The organism is Agarilytica rhodophyticola (assembly GCF_002157225.2).
Taxonomy (GTDB): Bacteria; Pseudomonadota; Gammaproteobacteria; order Pseudomonadales; family Cellvibrionaceae; genus Agarilytica; species Agarilytica rhodophyticola.
The window spans coordinates 5629129-5648839 of sequence record NZ_CP020038.1 but is presented as its reverse complement, the minus strand read 5'-3'; the positions used below and the strand labels follow the sequence as shown (position 1 = coordinate 5648839).

15 protein-coding genes are annotated in these 19711 nt (G+C 42.4%); 6 read left to right on the top strand and 9 right to left on the bottom strand.

Annotated features, from left to right (window positions below; genetic code table 11):
* Positions 1-626: 626 nt before the first annotated feature.
* A complete protein-coding gene (gene argF, locus BVC89_RS23445; protein ID WP_086933537.1) occupies positions 627-1538 on the bottom strand; it encodes an ornithine carbamoyltransferase in 912 nt (303 codons plus the stop codon).
* A gap of 53 nt (positions 1539-1591) precedes the next feature.
* Positions 1592-2755 (bottom strand): acetylornithine transaminase, encoded by a 1164-nt coding sequence (locus BVC89_RS23440; protein ID WP_086933536.1) that lies wholly within the window; start codon positions 2753-2755, stop codon positions 1592-1594.
* A gap of 490 nt (positions 2756-3245) precedes the next feature.
* Here BVC89_RS23440 and grxD point away from each other — a divergent pair, with 490 nt between their 5' ends.
* The 3 genes from grxD to BVC89_RS23425 all read left to right on the top strand — a co-directional run bounded on the left by grxD (position 3246) and on the right by BVC89_RS23425 (position 7442).
* Positions 3246-3581 (top strand): Grx4 family monothiol glutaredoxin, encoded by a 336-nt coding sequence (gene grxD, locus BVC89_RS23435; protein WP_086933535.1) that lies wholly within the window; start codon positions 3246-3248, stop codon positions 3579-3581.
* Positions 3582-3889: 308 nt separating this feature from the next.
* Positions 3890-6535, top strand: coding sequence for a serine/threonine-protein kinase (locus BVC89_RS23430; protein WP_086933534.1), 2646 nt, complete (start codon positions 3890-3892; stop codon positions 6533-6535).
* Positions 6536-6680: 145 nt separating this feature from the next.
* Positions 6681-7442, top strand: coding sequence for a hypothetical protein (locus tag BVC89_RS23425; protein ID WP_086933533.1), 762 nt, complete (start codon positions 6681-6683; stop codon positions 7440-7442).
* 86 nt (positions 7443-7528) lie between these two features.
* Here BVC89_RS23425 and bfr read toward each other — a convergent pair whose 3' ends face one another.
* Positions 7529-7999 (bottom strand): bacterioferritin, encoded by a 471-nt coding sequence (gene bfr, locus BVC89_RS23420; protein WP_086933532.1) that lies wholly within the window; start codon positions 7997-7999, stop codon positions 7529-7531.
* Between the two features lie 173 nt (positions 8000-8172).
* Entirely contained in the window at positions 8173-8376 is a 204-nt protein-coding gene (locus BVC89_RS23415) for a bacterioferritin-associated ferredoxin (protein ID WP_086933531.1), read from the bottom strand.
* Between the two features lie 310 nt (positions 8377-8686).
* Here BVC89_RS23415 and BVC89_RS23410 point away from each other — a divergent pair, with 310 nt between their 5' ends.
* The gene (locus BVC89_RS23410; protein WP_086933530.1) at positions 8687-9289 is read left to right on the top strand and encodes a peroxiredoxin; all 603 of its coding nucleotides are present in this window, start codon (positions 8687-8689) and stop codon (positions 9287-9289) included.
* A 134-nt stretch (positions 9290-9423) separates the two neighbouring features.
* Here the strand turns inward: BVC89_RS23410 and rnt are convergent, their stop codons facing one another.
* Together rnt and pyrC are read right to left on the bottom strand one after the other, a co-directional pair.
* Positions 9424-10065, bottom strand: a complete 642-nt coding sequence (gene rnt / locus BVC89_RS23405; RefSeq protein WP_216825033.1) for a ribonuclease T — start codon at positions 10063-10065, stop codon at positions 9424-9426.
* A 52-nt stretch (positions 10066-10117) separates the two neighbouring features.
* A complete protein-coding gene (gene pyrC, locus BVC89_RS23400) occupies positions 10118-11152 on the bottom strand; it encodes a dihydroorotase (protein WP_086933529.1) in 1035 nt (344 codons plus the stop codon).
* Between the two features lie 316 nt (positions 11153-11468).
* On the opposite strand from pyrC, the gene BVC89_RS23395 reads away from it, so the two are divergent.
* Positions 11469-12410, top strand: coding sequence for a flagellar protein MotY (locus BVC89_RS23395; protein ID WP_173780739.1), 942 nt, complete (start codon positions 11469-11471; stop codon positions 12408-12410).
* Between the two features lie 12 nt (positions 12411-12422).
* Here the strand turns inward: BVC89_RS23395 and BVC89_RS23390 are convergent, their stop codons facing one another.
* From BVC89_RS23390 to BVC89_RS23380, 3 genes are all read right to left on the bottom strand, one after another.
* Positions 12423-14039 (bottom strand): methyl-accepting chemotaxis protein, encoded by a 1617-nt coding sequence (locus BVC89_RS23390; RefSeq protein WP_086933527.1) that lies wholly within the window; start codon positions 14037-14039, stop codon positions 12423-12425.
* Positions 14040-14319: 280 nt separating this feature from the next.
* Positions 14320-16644, bottom strand: coding sequence for a TonB-dependent receptor (locus BVC89_RS23385; protein ID WP_216825032.1), 2325 nt, complete (start codon positions 16642-16644; stop codon positions 14320-14322).
* A gap of 238 nt (positions 16645-16882) precedes the next feature.
* The gene (locus BVC89_RS23380) at positions 16883-17167 is read right to left on the bottom strand and encodes a hypothetical protein (RefSeq protein WP_086933526.1); all 285 of its coding nucleotides are present in this window, start codon (positions 17165-17167) and stop codon (positions 16883-16885) included.
* Between the two features lie 326 nt (positions 17168-17493).
* Between BVC89_RS23380 and BVC89_RS23375 the strand changes: the two genes are divergently transcribed.
* Positions 17494-19644 (top strand): anthranilate synthase component I, encoded by a 2151-nt coding sequence (locus BVC89_RS23375; RefSeq protein WP_086933525.1) that lies wholly within the window; start codon positions 17494-17496, stop codon positions 19642-19644.
* Positions 19645-19711 lie beyond the last annotated feature (67 nt).

Genomic DNA, 19711 nt, shown 5'->3' with positions numbered 1-19711 from the left:
TAAATGTTAAATTGAGTATTGGTATTACGTTATTTGCATTCGTTTCGTTCTATTTATTTTATTTGCCATTGGTCATTAGCAGGTAAATCGACAAAGTTAAACGCTTAAATTCCTACAAATTTTTAACTGCAAATACTAACTATGACAATCGGCAAAGATCCTGTTCTTTTGTTGTTATCTCGAATGCTTATTTTCGTTTTAATAGATGGTACTGCTTGCATTATTACTTTATTCACAAAGCAAAGGTGTGACGCAAAACAACTTTTTATGGCGTAACAATGCTTCTTTATATAAGGATAGCCTATTCTTCGGCAAAACACCATATGTAGGGGTTTCTCAAGGCTTGAATACAAGATAATGCGGTTTTTGTGTTATTGCAAGGTGGCTTATTTGGGAGTTACTTGTGGATAAAGTGTGAATATATTATGCATGAAGTAGTTACTTACTTTGTGCGCCCCATCTCGTCCCAGTTAATCAAAACGTGGACGCAATGGTGGCACTGTATAATATTTTTTTATTTATTTTTATATTGTTTATAGCGAAATTTTAAAAGAATACGAGCTAGCACAAAGAGCTAAAATAACAAGTGGTATTGGGGATTTTTAATAGGGACTTAATAATCGTCCCTAACTGTTTTGTAACAGAAATAGCAGCAAAGCTTTTTGTGCATGTAAGCGGTTTTCTGCTTCATCCCAAACCAAAGATTTGCTGTCATCTTCTAATAATTCTGTGCTGACTTCTTCACCACGGTGAGCGGGTAAACAGTGCATAAATACTGCGTCATTGTGCGCGTAACTCATTAACTCGTGATTGACTTGGTAGTTAGAAAATTTTTCTATGCGGGCTTGTTGTTGTTGTTCCTGTCCCATACTTGCCCATACATCTGTCACCACCCAATCTGCATCTTTTACCGCTTGCACAGGATCGTTAAAAATTTGTACACGATCTTTATTCTCTGCCACTAGCTCTGGATTTGGAGCAAAACCTTCTGGGCAAGCAATTTTGAGTTCGAAATCCCATTGGCGAGCGGCATTTATATACGACTGACACATGTTATTACCATCTCCTACCCAAGTTACCGTTTTGCCTTGTGGGCTGCCTCTGTGTTCCACATAGGTTTGTACATCGGCGAGCAATTGACAGGGGTGATAGCTATCTGTCAAAGCGTTAATAATGGGTACTTTGGAGTACTCAGCAAAGCGTTCAATGGCCTGATGATCGAACGTTCTAATCATGATGATATCGACCATGCGTGATAATACGCGAGCAGAGTCTTCGATGGGTTCACCGCGGCCCAGTTGAGTATCCTTAGGGGATAAGAATATGGAGCCGCCACCAAGCTGTAACATGCCTGCTTCAAAAGATACACGTGTGCGGGTGGAAGACTTTTCAAAAATTTTCCCCAGCACTTTGTTTTTTAATGGCTCAAAAATCTTTCCCGACTTGTATTCGCGTTTTAACTTTATGGCTTCTTCAATAAGAGTATGTAGTTCAGCTGCGCTGCAATCTAATAATGTTAAAAAATGTCGAGTAGCCATGATAATAAACCTGGTTAAAAAGTGAAAAGGTTGCCATAAAACTTGTTGAAGGATTAAAGTGACTCGATCAGCTCACAGACAGTGTCAATGATTACCTGGGCTTGTTGCTGATCAATAATTAGAGGGGGGAGCAACCTAATGGTATTGCCCGCCGCTATGTTAATAAGTAAATGACGTTGTGTTGCTTTACTCACTAGATCACTGCATTCGTGATCTAATTCGATACCCAGCATCAGGCCTAAGCCCCGAATATCTTTCACATGTGTATTGCCTTCCAGGCGGTCTGTGAAAGCTTGCTTTAGGAAGGTACCCATATCCTCGGCATGCTTAATGAGGCCGTCATCGATTAGTGTTTGCACTACAGCCAAAGCGGTATTAGTGGCTAAAGGATTACCACCAAAAGTAGAGCCATGATTACCTGGTTGCAAAATATCGGTCGCAGCTCCTTGTACCAGGCATGCGCCGATAGGAACGCCATTCCCCAAACCCTTTGCTGTGGTGAGAACGTCGGGTAGCACATTGCTGTGCTGACAGGCGAAATACTTACCTGTGCGGCCATTACCTGTTTGAATCTCATCGATAATTAGAAGCCAGTTATTCTGGTCGCAGAGTGAGCGTAAATCTTTGAGATAGTCTTCATCTGGCACATGAACACCGCCTTCGCCTTGCACCGGTTCCACCATAACTGCCACAGTATTAGCATTGGCGACTTCTTTGACTGCCGCTAGATTGTTATAGGGAACGTGTGTAAAGCCTGAGAGTAGGGGAGCAAATCCTTGCTTAACTTTTGGATTGCCGGTGGCGGTTAGCGTCGCCATTGTTCTGCCATGAAAGCTCCCGGTGGTGGTGATGATCTCGGGTGATCCGATACCGCGCTCTTGGCCGTATTTACGAGCAATCTTTATTGCTGCCTCATTGGCTTCTGCGCCTGAGTTAGAAAAGAAGACTTTGTCCATACCTGATATATCGATAAGCGCTTTTCCCAGTCGCTGTTGAGGTTCGATATTGTACAAATTAGAACAGTGGATAAGGGTTTTGGCTTGTTGACAAATTGCGTCGGTGACTTTGGGATGATTATGGCCAAGACCGCATACGGCAATGCCGGCTACGGCATCAAGATAGCGCTTACCTTCGCTGTCCCATACATAGGCACCGTCGCCTCTGACTAGCGTGATGTCTCGCTCACCATAGGTATTAATAAGCGCAGATCCTGACATGTATTGCTCCTATTTTACGTATTATTTACGTGCGTTATGTCGGTCTTACATAAGTTATACAAGTTACATAAGATATAAAAATTGTTTCAAAAGATTTGCCATAGCAGCAACTAAGCTGCAACAAATAACCGAAGCCGCTATTGAGTTTATTCAGCATTCTATAAATAAATGCAGATTTTTCAAAGCGTTGAAGCATAGATTGCTATGTTGTCCAGCGACTAGAGAGTATTACCGTTCAGGTAGCTGACGCTTAATGAATTGCCTTATTTAGTTGTTATTTCTCAGACAGCCGTATTTGTAGGAATAATTTTCTTTAACTAAACGCCTAAGCTAGGATAGAATGGCGAATAGTTGAGTAAATAGCTCGGTTTTTGTTGTACGAAAATAAAATTGTAAATTTTGCAAACGTAAGTAGCGCAAATGCTACATATATAGTCAAACAAATAGCTAAACAAACCGAGATACGAGTAATAAGCGAGGTTTTGCCACCATGGACATCATGGATACTATCAAGAAACAAATCGAAGAAAACCCTATCATCCTTTACATGAAAGGGTCTCCAAATGCCCCCCAGTGCGGTTTTTCACAAAGAGCTACCCAAGCAATTATGGCGTGCGGCCAGCGCTTTGCCTATGTTGATATTCTATCTAACCCTGATATCCGAACTAACTTACCAAAGTACGCAAATTGGCCAACCTTTCCACAGCTTTGGGTAAATGGTGAATTAGTCGGTGGCTGTGACATTATTACTGAGATGTATGAAAATGGTGAACTCAAAACACTAATCGATTCAGTCGATATTGAAAGCTCTGATAACAATTCATAACGTAGCTTCAGGCACGATGCATATTCGCTAGTGCCTAGGTTCATATCCTATATTTAGTCCAAGCCTTGTCTGTATTTTGTTCAAAATATGCCGTTGAGTTGTCTGTTTGGTATAAAAAAGAAACAATAACTGCATTCAAGGTTGCCAGTTTAATGTGTGGGCTACTAAAGCACGTGGCTTTTAAGCTATTATTTTACCTATAACTGCCAGCTGTTCACGGCGGGTTTTTTTCTACACGTTTTATAACTACGGTGCTTTTGATTAAATCTATGACATTTATGCCCAAGCAGATAATTTGGTAGCCCTTGATGTCGCTGAATATTCCTGGATATAAAATTCTTCGTACTCTTGGCCGTGGTGGTATGGCGACTGTATATCTTGCGGTACAAGAAATCTTTGAGCGCGAAGTCGCGCTTAAAGTGATGTCGAAGGCTTTAGCTGAAGATCCCAATTTTGGCCAGCGTTTTTTTCGTGAGGCAAAAATTGTGAGTAAGCTGGTGCATCCCAATATCGTGACGGTTCACGATGTTGGAATGCATGACGGCTATTGCTATCTCTCAATGGAATATATAGATGGCAAAGACTTAAAGCATGTGGGGCGGCGCTTAAGTCTGCGCGAAAAAATGGAAATGATTAAGGATATAACCAAGGCCCTGGATTACGCCGGTGGTAAAGGCTATGTGCATCGCGATATAAAGCCAGAAAACATTATGTTCCATTCGTCGGATGGGCGTGCCGTACTTATGGATTTCGGTATCGCACGCACAGCGGAGTCCGATACCATGGTGACTCAAGTTGGCACTGCGATTGGCACACCTCACTATATGAGCCCGGAGCAAGCGAAGGGCAAAAATGTAGATTCTCGTTCTGATATTTATAGTTTAGGCGTAGTGTTTTATAAAGTGTTGGCTGGAAAAGTACCATATGATGCTGAGTCCGCCGTAGCTATTGGTATTAAACACATTACCGAGCCTGTTCCGACACTCCCTAAAATATATGCAGGTCTGCAGCCTATCCTCGATCAGATGATGGCGAAGGATGTGAATAAACGTTATCAGAACGCTAAAGCATTAATGGCCGACTTAGAAAGCATCGATATTGATACCATTGAGCATGCAGCCACGTTTGCTCTACAAGCGTCGGTGGCTCGTAGCAATGCAGACGAGGAAATGACAACTCTTAGCCATACTGGTGATGAGAAGGCTGAGGCTTTTGAAGTCGATGATGACCACATTAGTATGGTGGATGCTTTTCCTGACTACAATGTTGCCAATGAAAACCTGAACGATGAAAAGAAAGCTGTTCTGCCTTGGTTTGTAGCCGCTATATTTGTTATGTCGGTGATAGTGGTTTTTACCCATTTTAAAAAGCCTGAACTATTCGAGCCCTGGTTGAGTCACGTAATGGGTGAGACAGCGATTGTCTCTGACGGACAACAACAGCAGAACGTAGGTCAAAATCCAAATAATGTTAATTCAACTCCCAAGCTGGCGGCTGCTTCTCCTGCACTAAGTGACCCCACTTCGACATATAATGATCCGACTTTATTGCCACCTTTATACGAGCCTGACGAGCCGATTATCCCCTCAAGTGATGAAACAAGCAGCGCTAATGTAGGCGAGGAAATTGTTACTGATAACGTAACTAACGTAGTGGATGATGCCGGGTTGGCGGCTAACCTCGAACAGGAGAAACAAGCACAAATAGCGGCGTTAAGTAACAAGATAAATCAACTAGCAGAAGCTTATACGAGCGATGATATTTACTTAAGTGAGATTGTTTCAACGTTTCGTAAAATTATGGCATTAGTACCGCCTGAGCATGCGGCGGTTGAACGATTTGCTGCATTTAAGCAAAGTGAGATCGATAGATTAATGCTACATGCGAGTAAGAATGGAAGTTCCACACAGCTAGATACACGCATTAAACAACTGCAATCACTTTTTCCTGAAGAGGACGAGGTAGTTTTTACTGATATAAAAGACCTTGCAAAAAAACGAAAACGAGTGATGAGTTTAATTCTAGAAGCTGAAGCGTATTTAAATCAGAATAATATTACTAAACCTGTTGGTCGTAACGCACTTGATAGTTATGAAAAAGCCCTTGCTCTCGACGCTGAAAACGAACAAGCGCTAGAAGGTAAAAAACAAATCTCAAGACGTTTATCCAACTTGGCAGAAAAACGTTATAAAAACAATAAAGCCAGTGAAGCGTTAAAGCTGATTGAAAACGCATTAAATATCGATGCGGATAATCAACATGCCAAACGTATAAGAACAGACATTATGTCCACTGTGGACAGGGAAACAACTATTGCCAAGTTACTGGCCAGCGCAGATTCAAAAATTGCTAAAAAGGAACTATTTTCTCCTTCAGAGAAAGCCGCTTTTCATGATTTACAGAGCGTTCTCAGATTAGACCCTGATAACGCCACAGCAAAAGACGAGCTGGAAAGAGTTGTCGACGAACTATCCGCTAAAATATGGCAGTTGGTGGGCGATGAGCAGTATCTACAAGCAAAAGAAGCGATGCGTGCTCCATTGACTGAATTTGGCGATCATGAGCGAGTGAAGTCTCTTGCTCTGGCTCTCGACGAAGTTATTGGTGAAAAAATTATTAATGCTCAGCCCAAGATTGGTGGTATGACAATTAGGCGTGAGCCAATTGAAAGTGTTAACGGCGAGTATTCAAAAGTAGCAGCCAATGACCGTACAATATTTTTAGGTTTTCGTTACGAAAATTTTCAAACCACAACGACTGTCATCCAAGCAGTCTTAATGGATGGCGGCAAGCAAGTTCAAATAGCCCAAGTGCCTGTTGTTTTAGAGGGTACAGAGGGTGAATCTATATTTCGTATTGATCGTCCTGTGGATGGTTTTCCCGCTGGTGTTTATTCAATTGAAATGCGTCTCGGTTCTGAAACATTGAACTCCTCGATTTTCAAGGTAGAATAGTTTCTTCAATTGATACCCTGTCAGCCTACTTGGCAACAAGATGTAAGCATACATCTTCATTGAAATACCTTTGTGTACATTATTTTGATGGGGTAATAACTTATTTTGATCTTTATTAATTGCTAGCTGGTTTTAAGGAAAGACAATGTTGCCTCGTTTTTTTGCATTGAGTATGTGTATCGCTTTAGCCGGGTGTGAAATCACACCTGAAGTTCAGGATTTGATGGACAAAAATAGCACACTTGAGACCCAGCTTAAGGAAGCGAATCAACAAATTAGTAGTTTAGAGTCAGAACAGACTATTTTGGCCGCAGACAATACTGAACTGAAAAGAGTAATGGCAATACTCGATACCGAAAAAAGTTCACGTGTTCAAGAGTCATCTGGGCTGCGTATGCAAATTCGTAAATTTACTCAAAAACAAATTGATCAATTAAAAGAATTTTTAGTGCTGAGTGATTTACTGGATTATGTCGGTGAAGAGCTGTTTGACCGCACTAAAATTGATGCTACTGCCGCTGTGTTAGTCGACCTTGCGAATCCGATCCCCAGACGAGGCACACTTATTGGTGTCAGTGGCCATTTCTCACGGTCAACAGATTTTTCTATCCATATTTTGCGTCCGGTAGGTAACCGTTACGTAGTCATTTGGCAAAGCCCGAGTGTAACTGCGAAAGGAGAGGGGTTTGAGCGTTTCCGTTTTCCTCTTTCTGTTGGTATCGAGAAAGGCGACGTGATTGCCTATGATTTTCCAGCAACTGTGGGGGTGAAGTACGATAATGGTACAGGACAAACCTTGTTATCGAAAAAAAGCTTTATGCTGGGGGCATCAGTAGCGGTGTCTTCGCTGAAGTATGCTAGCGATAAGCGTGCTTACTCCTTAGGCGTTAGCGCTATCCTGGAGTAATTAGTATTTGCTTCTTTGAATATCGTTTGGCGTATTATTATGCCTGAGACTGCTAGCAGCCCAGGCATACGAAGTTTTGCGATATGTTAGTTGGCCATTTTAGATTGTAGGTAATTTTCTAAACCAATCTTATCAATCAAGCTCAACTGTGTCTCAATCCAGTCCACGTGCTCTTCTTCGCTGTCGAGAATCTTCTGAAATATATCTCGAGACACATAGTCTCGCACTGATTCACAGTACTCTATGGCATCTCGCAGATCTGGGATGGCTTTAAGTTCGAGTTGAAGATCGCATTCCAGCATCTCTTTGGTATTCTCACCGATCAGCAACTTACCGAGTTGTTGTAAGTTGGGGATGCCTTCAAGGAATAAAATGCGCTCGATAAGGACGTCAGCATGCTTCATTTCATCGATGCTCTCCTCATATTCGTGATCTGCTAGCTCTTTTAAGCCCCAGTCTTTATACATACGCGAATGCAGGAAGTATTGGTTGATTGCAATAAGTTCGTTACCTAATGCCTTATTTAGAAATTCGATAACCTTAGCGTCGCCTTTCATGCGATGAATCCTCAGCTAGATAGTGGTGGGTAAATTATTACTAATTGTCGCGCTGAGAATGACCTATGTCAAATAAGTCTTTGATTTAAAAGAATAAATGCGATTGTTAATAAGAACCAGTAGCGTTTTGTTTTTATTCTGTTATACCACTTGTCAGTAGTTTTTACCCTATTTTAGGCCACCTGATAGTAGGAGGATTTGTTTGTAGAGGGGCCTTCCAAGGCGTCTTTAACTAAGTCGCGAACGTGGCAAGCGCATTTCCCACATTGGCTGGAGACATCAAGCTGCTCACGTACAGCCCTCATACTTTCTGCGCCGTTATTTACTGCTTCACGAATTTGTGAATCTGTCACACCTTTACAAAGACAAACGTACATAAATATCTAACCGCTAATGCTTATTAATTTCTACAGTATTAAGGTTAATGCAAATAAGAATGATTGTCAATAAAGTTTGCAGAAGGTTACTATATGTATAGGATCTCGTGATATATGAGGAATATTGTATTTATAAATATAATTTATAGTTTTGATTTGTAAAAACAATGTGAGCTCAATAACCACGGGTGTATCATATTAAATCCGTTTTTTATTCGATGATTTCTGTGAATTTTATGCACCTGTCACCTTGTATGTTTAAGGTGATACGAGATCATTATTTTTATTAACTATGTTTTGAGGAAGCATTATGGCTGTATTAGTTGGAAAACCAGCTCCTGATTTTACTGCACCTGCAGTATTGGCTAGTGGAGAAATTGTTGACGAATTTAACTTTGCTGAAGTAACTAAAGGCAAAAAAGCTGTCGTATTCTTCTACCCATTAGACTTTACCTTTGTGTGCCCATCTGAGCTATTAGCTTTTGATCACCGTATGGCTGAATTTGAAAAGCGTGGCGTAGTTGTTATCGGGGTTTCTATCGACTCGCACTTTTCGCACAATGCATGGCGCAACACCGCCATTAACGACGGTGGTATCGGTGCTGTTAAATACCCATTAGTTGCAGATATGATGCATGAAATTTGTAAAGCTTACGATGTTGAGTCTGAAGGTGGTGTTGCTTTCCGCGGTTCTTTCTTGATTGACGAAGAGGGAATTGTTCAGCATCAAGTAGTTAATAACTTACCTTTGGGGCGTAATGTTGACGAAATGATCCGTATGGTCGATGCACTTGCGTTTCACCAAGAGCACGGTGAGGTATGCCCAGCAGGTTGGCAAGAAGGTGATAAAGGTATGGACGCATCACCAGAAGGTGTTGCCGCTTACTTGTCTGAAAATGCTGACAAACTATAAGTTAGTTGTCTAAGCGTTTGTTACTTATAAAAAGCGTCTGTTGCCAATACTTAGCCAATCAGTGATTGAAATTAGTGCTAACAGGCCAGTAACAAAAAAAGCCCGCTTACAGCGGGCTTTACAATTATTCTATTTTACTCTTCTACTGTAATTGGCCAACCGCCCAAGTCTTTCCACTTATTGACAATTAAACAAAATAAATCGGCTGTCTTTTCAGCGTCATAAGCAGCGGAATGAGCCTCTTTGTTGCTAAACTCAAAGCCCGCTAATGTACAAGCTTTGGCTAATACTGTGTGGCCAAAAACAACGCCAGACAGAGTCGCCGTGTCAAAGCATGAGAAGGGGTGAAATGGATTGCGTTTGATCTGGCAACGATTAGAAGCCGCATTTAAAAACCCCAAATCAAAGTGAGCGTTGTGTCCGATCAGTATGGCGCGATTACAGCCAGCACTTTTTACTTCTTTGCGAACAGCTTTAAATATCTCATCCATAGCGATATGTTCTGGCACAGTTTCGCGGTTATCCAAATCAATGCCGGTAAACTCAAGAGCTGATTGTTCAATGTTTGCGCCATTAAAGGGTTCAACGTGGAAGTTAAATGTTTCATTTCGCGTTAGTATTCCGTCGTCATCCATTTTTAGGGTGACTGCAGCTATCTCAAGTAAAGCATCAGTAGTCGAGTTGAATCCACCTGTCTCAACATCTATAGCTACAGGTAAAAAGCCACGAAATCGTTTTGCTATGAGTGATTTTTCTGGTTCAGGAGTATTTGTCACAAGGTGCCATATATCAATTATTTAACATTTGCCGGCCAATAGTAGTGAGATGCTAACGCACTATTTGCCAATTCAACATTTCGCCCGCTTTAATGGGGACTAGCTTCTCGCCAAGATAGTCGAAGGACTCTGGCACATGCCAAGGTGTTTTTTCTAATGTAATAGTAGTCTTGTTCGGTTCTAGCCCGTAAAAACTTGGGCCATTCAGGCTTGCGAAGGCTTCTAACTTATCAAGAGCATCGGCTTGGTCAAATACCTCGGCATACATTTCCATAGCGGCAAATGCCGTATAGCTGCCTGCGCAGCCACAAGCGGATTCTTTGGCACTCTTAGCATGTGGTGCTGAGTCGGTACCTAGGAAAAAGGATTCCCCACCCTGGGTTGCTGCCTTAACAAGGGCTTGCTGATGGCGATTACGTTTTAGAACAGGCAGGCAATAATAATGAGGACGAATGCCACCGACCAGCATATGATTGCGGTTGAACATTAAATGATGAGCCGTAATTGTAGCTGCGATATTGGCTCCGGACTCGGCAACAAAACTGACAGCGTCCTCGGTTGTAATATGTTCAAACACCACCTTCAAGCCTGGGTAGCTGCGAATTATCCCTTTCATACGTTGTTCAATAAATGCGGCTTCACGATCAAAAATATCGATATGAGAGTCCGTCACTTCACCGTGCACCAACAACAGCATGTTGTGCTCTTCCATCGCCTCAAGAGCTTTGCTTATCTTAGCGATGTCCGTTACTCCAGAGTCTGAATTGGTGGTAGCTCCAGCTGGATAAAGCTTGCACGCTACTACACCAGCAGCTTTAGCATCGGCAATTGTTTGTGCATCCGTGTTATCAGTGAGGTAGAGCACCATCAATGGCGTGAAACTGACACCTTCTGGAATATGCTGGCAGATACGATCCCTATAAGCTAGAGCATGTAGAGCATTCGTTACCGGAGGAACCAGGTTTGGCATGACAATCGCGCGCTCAAAAGACATCGCTGCATCTGGAACTGTGTATTTGAGCGATTCCTTATCCCTAAGGTGTATATGCCAGTCGTCAGGTGCTGTAATTGTGATAGTTTCGGCCATAGATATTTAGTTCAGTTTGGTGAGTAGCGCATCCTACCGGAAAAAGTGCTATTTTGCACAGTTTTGCATGGCGCCTAAGTTTTCATTTGTGTATGACCGGTAAGATCTTTAACTATTTAGTAAATATCTTAGTGAACATTAACTAATGCGCTTTGCGCAGGTATTTCCTTTGTCATCAATTGCCGTTTATGTGCAAGCACTGGCTATACTCTATATTGAAGGTTTCATGATTAAGAGTTTTATAAAAAGCTAATGTTGATATGGAGGAAAAGGCTCTCCAGTAGTAATCATAGCGTTAGTGTTAGAAGGTTCTTGTATGCGCATATTGCTATGTATTGTCGTAGGTTGTTGCTGTTGCCGGCTGTTTGCAGAAGAGGCACTAGTGACTTATACCAATGCAATTAACGCCAGCAGTTGGACATCTAAGCTTTCTGTATTTGAGTGCCGTATGGAGCATAGCGTACCTTACTATGGTCAGGCGGTATTCAGGACGAAAGCGGGAGAGTCGTCGAGGTTTTATCTGAACGCTCAATCGAGCCGTTTTAAAGCTGGTAAGGCTGAAGTGGTCTCCACCTCACCTGTTTGGATGGCTCAATCACAGTTGTCCAGCCTAGGTGATGTTGCGGTTAAACGCGGGCGCAGACCATTATGGATCGGCACTAAAAAGACAGAAAAAATGCTCTCCGAGCTAAATCGAGGTAAAGATATCGAATTCATGCGCGATGCTTGGTACGAAAATGAAACTGAAAAGCCTATGCGTTTAGTCGTAGGTACCATCGGCTTTCGCGAAGAGTATCGTAAATACCTTAAATGCTTAGCGGGGCTATTGCCTGCTAACTTTGATCAACTGCGCCGTACTTCTCTTTATTTTGAGCCAGGCATACCGGTGGAGTCTGGCAAGCTAACACGAGCCAATATGCGCGTGTTAGATAAGGTATTAATGCTAGTGAAGCATGATAGTGAGATTAATCGCTTTTATATCGACGGCCATGCTTCTGAGCCGGGAGATCGAACGGATAACCTAGAGCTTTCTAAACATCGAGCGAATAAAGTGGCCGAGTATTTGACTCTTAAAGGTATTCCGCAAGATGCCCTGGTGGTGCGTTGGCACGGAGAGCGTTATCCGGTTGCGTCTAACGCGAGTACGCGGGGGCGAGCTAAAAATCGCAGAGTAACATTGCGTTTGGAAAAAATGAAAGATACCGATACTGACAATACCGCGATGACGAATAAAAATGAGATGATGAATAAAAAATAGTGGAAGTTATAATTATTTAATTGAAAACTTCATGACCTGATCTCTTAAATCGTCAGAAATCTCAGTGAGAGATCTTGCAATTGTACAAACTTCATTAGTCGCCTCCAGGTTATGGTTGGCGAGCCTATCAATATTGGTAATATCCTGCTGTATACCAGCACTTCCTGCGGCTTGTTTATTAACAGTTTGCTCCAATTGTTCAAGGCCTGCGAACGAGGCTTGTGCACCGGAGTTTAAATCTTCTAGAGGCTGCACCATTTCCTGAATAATCGAGACGCCCTGCTCTAATTCTCGTTGGCCGTTGGTGATTTGGTCCACAGCGATTTTTGTTTCTGAGTCAATAGCATCAATCACTGTATTGATCTCACTGGTTGCTTGTTCTGTGCGATTCGCGAGGCCGCGAACTTCATCTGCCACCACTGAAAATCCGCGTCCGCTCTCTCCTGCACGCGCCGCTTCGATGGCCGCATTAAGGGCGAGTAGGTTGGTTTGTTCGGCAATTTCCCTCACCGTCGTCACTAGGTTTCTAACGGAAACAGCGCGTTCACTAAGGGTTTCTACCGCTTGGGCTGAGCCGCTGATGGTCGATGAAATTTGAATAAATTCTGATGTTGCTTTATGGATAAGTGCTTGTCCCTCTTGCGCTAGTTTTCTCGCTGAATCCAATTGTTTTTTAGCGCCTTCAGTAGCATCCGCAGCGTGAGCAGCTTCATCTGCAAACTCATTCACTAAAGAAGCAATATGACTGACCGCGTCGCTTTGATCTTGAGAGCCTTGTTTGACGGTATTTACTGAATTTGTCAGTTCTTGTGCTGATGAATCAACGCCGCCAGACGACCCCTGAATTGAAGATACAAGGTTTTGTAAGCCCATACACATATCCCTAAATGCATGCATAAGAGAAGCGGCTTCATCCGTGCCCCCATATTCTGGGGGTGAATGTAATTCACCATTGGCAATTCTACGCGCAATTTGTACGGCATTATTGATGGGTTTGGTAATACTATGGGCGACTACCCACGCCAGCAACGCTCCAAGTATAAGGGCTGTAACTCCCATAATTACCATGAGTGTTAGGGTTTTGCTACTTGATGCTATCGCTGCATTTTGCTCAATCAATAAGTTATTTTGTTTTGTCTCTACTAGCTCATCCACAAGCTGTAAAAATTTTTCCAGTGCGGGGCTGGTTTCATCTGAGAAGTGTTCTAAAGCTGATTCGGTATCCAGTTCCAATAACTCAACGCTCTCTTGTAGTGACGAGCGATATTTTTTTTGGGAATTTTTTAACTGTTCTAACTTAGTTTGATCAACCCCTTGATTTGATTGTAGTTTATCAATCAATACATCAACATTGTTATTGTGTTGATCCATTTTTTTATAAACAGGAATTCGTGCTTCTCGTTCTGAAGTGGCCAGAATAATAAGTAATTTCAAGGCTGCAGCACCGGCCTCCATATTAATCGCCGAAGCTGCTGCTAGGTCAGCTAGCTCTTGGTTAACTAATCTTTCATTTGTGCTATTTAAAGTGCTGATTCGGCTAGTTGCCACAAAAACAATCATAACCAGCAATACCAGTACCGTCGCGAAACTTAGGCCAAGCCGCGTTCCAATGCGAAATTGAGATAGCATTAGGGAGTATTCCTCTTGGTGGTGTGATGACTCCCACCTCTCCCTTAGTTGTTAACTCAATACTGGGAAAAGTGACAATAGGTTATTGCTAATTTTAGACCATAATCCATTGGCTTGTTTTTAGCACTAATATTAATAGCTATGAATTAGAGCACTTATTTATTAATGCGAGGGGAACAAATACTATGTTCAAAGTAAGATGAATGTGCAAAGGCAATCGCAAATATACAAAAAAAGGCTGCAATAAATGCAGCCGTTTTTGTATGAGTATAGGTATTTTTTAAAAGTTTGCACGTACTCCCAAGGCAAAGCCACGACCTGGTAGCGGTGCTTGATCTTTAATAAATGATGTATGCGGGCGTGCTTCTTCATCTGTTAGGTTGTGGCCACGCAAGAATAGTGTCCATTCTGTCGGGCCGGTAGTAATACGGTAATTAACGTTGGCCTCCACCAATGTATAGCCATCGGTCGCTGTTTCGAATGGTGCGATATCATCTTGTTCGTCATACCAATTAACGCCAATATTACCGGATAGAGCATTTGCGTCGAAGTCTAAGTATGTGCCTATTCTCAACGGTGGTGTACGAGGCAGCTGCTCATCGTTGTCTAGTTCCGCATTAATATAGTCGGCAATGATGCGTGCACTAACAAAGTTGTTGAATTGGAATGACAACTCACTTTCCATACCGTAAAGCGTGGCGTCTTCCTGGCGATTGATAAACACAGGCAATTCTTCAGCTCCAGTAAGCCCGGTGTTACTTTGGAAGAGATAGTCGTCTACTTGGTTATAAAATAATGATACTGTCAGACCAAAACTCCCTTCGTATTTACGCCAAGTCACGTCAATATTATTGGCAATTTCTTCTTCTACTTGCTCATTGAGAATGAGATTGCCTTGATTATCAAAAGTAAATACTGCGCCGAGGTCAAATGTTCGCGTAGATATATGAGGGCCTGCCGAGAAAAGTTCTTGATGGCTAGGTGCTCGTTCTGAGCGGGTTAACGACAAAGAAAGAGAATAGCCTTGTTGATAGTTCCACACGGTACCAGCTGACAATGACACGCTGGTGAAGTCCTGGTTTGCGAGAGTAAATGTAGCGGGTTGTTGGCCTTCAAGCTCAACTTCTACTTCTTGTTCAACTTCAAGCTCTGTGCGTTCAACTCGTCCGCCTAGCTCTAGTATAAAGTCCCCAACGCGTTTTTCTTCGACAACATATAAGGCCAGTGTTTGCGTATCGCTACGGGGGGTAAAGGCTTCCTCACCGACTGCGGAAAAATCCACATGACTTTGATGAAGTCCGACAACACCATGCCAACCGCCCAGTGCTTTGTGTGTTAGAGATAAGCGGTTCTCAACGGTGTCATTGGTAAATAAAGTACCAATTTCTTCACCTTCAAGTTCCACATGTTGGTATTCGGTATAGGCGCTGCGCAAATTGATCGAGTTGATAAACGGAAGAGGGGAAAACCATTCGCCGCTTATCTGATAGCGATCCATTTCCACATCCAAGCTGATTGCTTCCTCTTCTTCTTCCTCATGTGGCTCTTCTTCTCCAGCATGAGGCTCTTCCTCTTCTTCTTCGTGACCATGGCCGGGAATGCCGTACAAATTTTCTAACCGCTGATAAGCGATACCAATGTAGCCTTGTTCGCCGACTAGAGATGTGCCGATGGTAAAGCCGTGAGTATCTATAGCACTGTTTTCTAGTGTTCCTGGTTCTTCACCTTCATCTGGCATACTTTCTGCGAAGCCTGGGATTTCGTAGTTTTCTGTTTCACGGGTGAAGGCATCTAAGTGGAATGCACTTATGCCTACACCAGCATTTAAATCTACTTTAGCGTACTCCTCGTCAGAGACTGTATCGAATCGTACTTCTGCCTCTCCGGTTAGCTTCTTGGGAACACGAGTAGGAATGCGCTGATCCACAACATTAACAACACCGCCAATAGCGCCACTGCCGTATTGCAGAGTAGCAGGACCGCGCAATACCTCTATCTGGGTCGCGGTAGAGGCTTCACTGGCGGGATTGTGGTCAGGGCCAACCCTTGATGCGTCAGAAATATCTAATCCGTTTTGTACGATTTTTACTCGTGGCCCGTCTGTCCCACGAATGATAGGGCTGCTTGCGACAGGCCCAAAATAGGTTGAATGCACGCCCGGTAGGCCGGATAAGGTTTCTCCTAAAGTGGGGGCTTGTTTATTCTTTAAAGCATCGCCTTCAAGAATTGAAACCGGTACGGAAGATTCTAACACAGAAGACGTAAGTGCACTGGCTGTGACTAAAACATTTTCTACCTGAGTAGGTCTCAGCACAAAGTCTGCCACTAGTTGCTCAGGAATATCGGAATATTCGCGATCACCATGAACATGGTCAGAAGAATAAACGTGGAGGTGAAGATGTTCTTTATCAATATTTTCAATGATAAATTCACCTTTTTTATTGGTGTACACCTGAATGTTTGAACCTTCTACATATACTCTCGCATTATCGACTGCCTTGCCAGAAGTGTCTGTAACCGTGCCGCTAATCGTGCCAGCGTATAGTGGAGACATAAATATAGTTGCCGTCGCAGCACAAGCAGCGACAAATTTGTTAATGGCCATGAAAACACCTTAAATACAGTTTTTATTGGAGCCCATAACCTAGAATTTTGCTTTTATGTGACCTGCTTATATGTGTTCCGTGAGGGGAACTTTGTTATGCGCAGACAAAATTTTAATTCTTAGGAAAGGCGTAAACTTTTAAATAATCTAAATAAACAACGGTAGGTTAGATACTCGAACACAGGTATTACCCTTCCGCTAGCATCTTGCATTCGCTTTTCTAACAATAGATGTGTTGCTAAACGTTGAAGGGAGGAGCTCTTGGTAGAGTGGTGGTAAGCGTAGTGAAGGCGTAATCCCGGTGTGGCGTTACCAATAGTACACTACTCACTGAAATAAAAGCGCTTGCTAGCGGGTGATTTGAGACAATATCCCCATCGGCAAATTTAGACTGAATATAGACGCCACATAATTGGTCTTCATGGCTATGTTTTTCGAAGGCATAGTCAGACATATGCGACAGCGATAACAGCTGCGCACAGAGAAAGCATGCACTTAAAAGTAAGCCAAGTTGTTTATTCATGTTTTTGTAACTGGATTAAATGGAGAGGATTAGATCTCACCCATATTGTTGTTTAAACTACCGTTTAAAACAAGGATCGGCCCATAGTTTCGTCAAAACACTATTATGTTGTCAAGTCTGACAATCTGTGTATTTGAAACACCGAATTTTAATCGGCAATTATTTAACTTTATCACGAAGATTCAGCTAAATAATCAACATATGATGTAAATGCTCCCGGCGAAATGGTGTTGTCATTAACAATGTTGTAAAGTTCTCCACCCTTGGAAGCGCAATGAATAATTAAATAGCCACTTCTTATTAATGATATTGATATTTCGGATACTATGACTAATCCCTTTAACTATAAGACAAAGTCCGGTCTTCAGATTATACGGCGCAAAACAACGGTTGATTATCACAATGAGATAAACCGTCTCGCTGAAAAACTAGACTCTCGATTAGGTTGTTTGTTGTCTTCGAGCTACGAATACCCTAATCGCTATAAGCGCTGGGATCTTGGCTTAGTCGATCCGATGATTGTTATTTGTTCAAAATCCTATGGCCTTAATATTCGCGCGTGTAATCGGCGTGGAGAAATTGTATTAGGTGTTATTGATAAAGCCCTACAAAACGAAGACTATATCGAGTCTTATAGCGCTAGTGAAACTGAAATAAACCTTACAATCAAACAGACAACCCATCGTTTTGCTGAAGAAGAGCGCAGTAAACAGCCCTCTGTGTTTAGTGTGATTCGCTCCATTCGCGAACTATTTTTCAGTGATGAAGACAATAATTTTGGTTTATATGGCGCCCTTGGCTATGATCTAACTTTCCAATTTGAAAAAATAGATTTCAAATTGGAAAGAGCGGAGAACCAGCGGGATATGGTATTGTTTTTACCTGATGCTGTCTTTGTGCGAGATCATGAGCGTGTGGAAGCCTCTGTTCACTATTATGATTTTTTGATTAATGGGCAAGATACCTCGGAACTACCAAGAGAGGGCTCCTCAGAACCTTTCCAGGGGAAAACTGAAGTTGAGCAGGACAGTGATCATTATCCTGGTGAATACGCTGAAGTTGTGCGTAAAGCACAGCAAGCGTTCTTTAAGGGCGACCTTTTTGAGACAGTTCCCGGCCAAACTTTCTTTTTCCCTTGTAAAGATTCTCCATCCACTATTTTTAACCGCTTAAAGCATGCTAACCCTTCGCCCTACGGCTTCTATATGAATTTGGGGCAACAAGAGTACTTAGTTGGCGCTTCACCGGAAATGTTTGTGCGAGTCAGTGGTGATACTGTCGAAACCTGTCCTATTTCCGGGACTATTGCTCGTGGCAATGATGCTCTTGGTGATGCCGATCAAATTCGTACCCTGCTCAATTCAGAAAAAGATTTGAGTGAATTGACGATGTGTACGGATGTTGACCGAAATGACAAGTCTCGTATTTGTGTCCCCGGTAGTATCCAAGTGGTTGGCCGTCGACAAATCGAATTGTATTCCAAACTCATCCATACTGTTGACCATGTTAAAGGTCGCTTGCGTAAAGGTTTTGATGCCTTGGATGCATTTCTAAGCCATACTTGGGCTGTGACGGTGACAGGTGCCCCTAAAATCTGGGCGATGCAATTTATTGAAGATAATGAGAAGTCGCCACGCCGTTGGTATGGCGGTGCGGTTGGACGTATTACTTTTGATGGTAATATTAATACCGGTCTCACTCTACGAACTGTAAGAATTGAAGAAGGTGTGGCTGAAGTGCGTGCGGGTGCTACCTTGTTATATGATTCTGTTCCAGAAGATGAAGAGGCGGAAACTCGTCTTAAAGCTTCGGCTTTAATTCAAGCTATAACTCATGATCCATCTAAGGATACAGACGATAGTGACGCGGTTCTCAATGCTGGTGAGGGCGTTAAAATTCTGATGGTAGATCACGAAGACAGCTTTGTGAACACCCTTGCCGATTACTTTCGTCAAACAGGCGCTAGTGTGACCACATTGCGCTATGGCTTTGAGCAAGCAGATGTTGAAGCCATCGCGCCTGATTTAGTCGTGCTATCGCCTGGCCCAGGCCAGCCCTCGGATTTTAACTTGAGCCAAACAATTGAAATGATGTTGGCTATGAATTTACCTATGTTTGGTGTATGCCTCGGTCTGCAGGGTATGGTGCAATACTTTGGTGGTGATTTAAGTTTGCTAAGTGCCCCACAACACGGTAAAAACAGCAGTATTAATGTTTTGCAAAGCGATGGTATCTTCAAAGGTATTAAAAATAATATTAATGTTGGACGTTATCATTCCCTCCACGCAGCAAAAGCCTCTTTTCCTGAATGCTTAGAAATTACTAGTGAAACAGAAGAGGGTGTAGTGATGGGTATCCAACATAAAACACTACCTATGGCTGCGGTTCAATTCCATCCAGAATCTATTATGACTTTAGAAAATCAAGCGGGTCTTAAGCTTATCAATAATGTCTACTCGCTTATTAAAAAGTCCTAGAATTTTTTCTATGATTTGTGGCTTGTTAACAAGCCACAATATTCATAAGTTAAGTCTTTTTTATTAT

Excerpts from the sequence above, each read along its gene's own strand:
- argF (WP_086933537.1), bottom strand. The coding sequence starts at position 1,538 with ATGGCTACTCGACATTTTTTAACATTATTAGATTGCAGCGCAGCTGAA.
- BVC89_RS23440 (WP_086933536.1), bottom strand. The coding sequence starts at position 2,755 with ATGTCAGGATCTGCGCTTATTAATACCTATGGTGAGCGAGACATCACG.
- grxD (WP_086933535.1), top strand. The coding sequence starts at position 3,246 with ATGGACATCATGGATACTATCAAGAAACAAATCGAAGAAAACCCTATC.
- BVC89_RS23430 (WP_086933534.1), top strand. The coding sequence starts at position 3,890 with ATGTCGCTGAATATTCCTGGATATAAAATTCTTCGTACTCTTGGCCGT.
- BVC89_RS23425 (WP_086933533.1), top strand. The coding sequence starts at position 6,681 with ATGTTGCCTCGTTTTTTTGCATTGAGTATGTGTATCGCTTTAGCCGGG.
- bfr (WP_086933532.1), bottom strand. The coding sequence starts at position 7,999 with ATGAAAGGCGACGCTAAGGTTATCGAATTTCTAAATAAGGCATTAGGT.
- BVC89_RS23415 (WP_086933531.1), bottom strand. The coding sequence starts at position 8,376 with ATGTACGTTTGTCTTTGTAAAGGTGTGACAGATTCACAAATTCGTGAA.
- BVC89_RS23410 (WP_086933530.1), top strand. The coding sequence starts at position 8,687 with ATGGCTGTATTAGTTGGAAAACCAGCTCCTGATTTTACTGCACCTGCA.
- pyrC (WP_086933529.1), bottom strand. The coding sequence starts at position 11,152 with ATGGCCGAAACTATCACAATTACAGCACCTGACGACTGGCATATACAC.
- BVC89_RS23395 (WP_173780739.1), top strand. The coding sequence starts at position 11,469 with ATGCGCATATTGCTATGTATTGTCGTAGGTTGTTGCTGTTGCCGGCTG.
- BVC89_RS23390 (WP_086933527.1), bottom strand. The coding sequence starts at position 14,039 with ATGCTATCTCAATTTCGCATTGGAACGCGGCTTGGCCTAAGTTTCGCG.
- BVC89_RS23385 (WP_216825032.1), bottom strand. The coding sequence starts at position 16,644 with ATGGCCATTAACAAATTTGTCGCTGCTTGTGCTGCGACGGCAACTATA.
- BVC89_RS23380 (WP_086933526.1), bottom strand. The coding sequence starts at position 17,167 with ATGAATAAACAACTTGGCTTACTTTTAAGTGCATGCTTTCTCTGTGCG.
- BVC89_RS23375 (WP_086933525.1), top strand. The coding sequence starts at position 17,494 with ATGACTAATCCCTTTAACTATAAGACAAAGTCCGGTCTTCAGATTATA.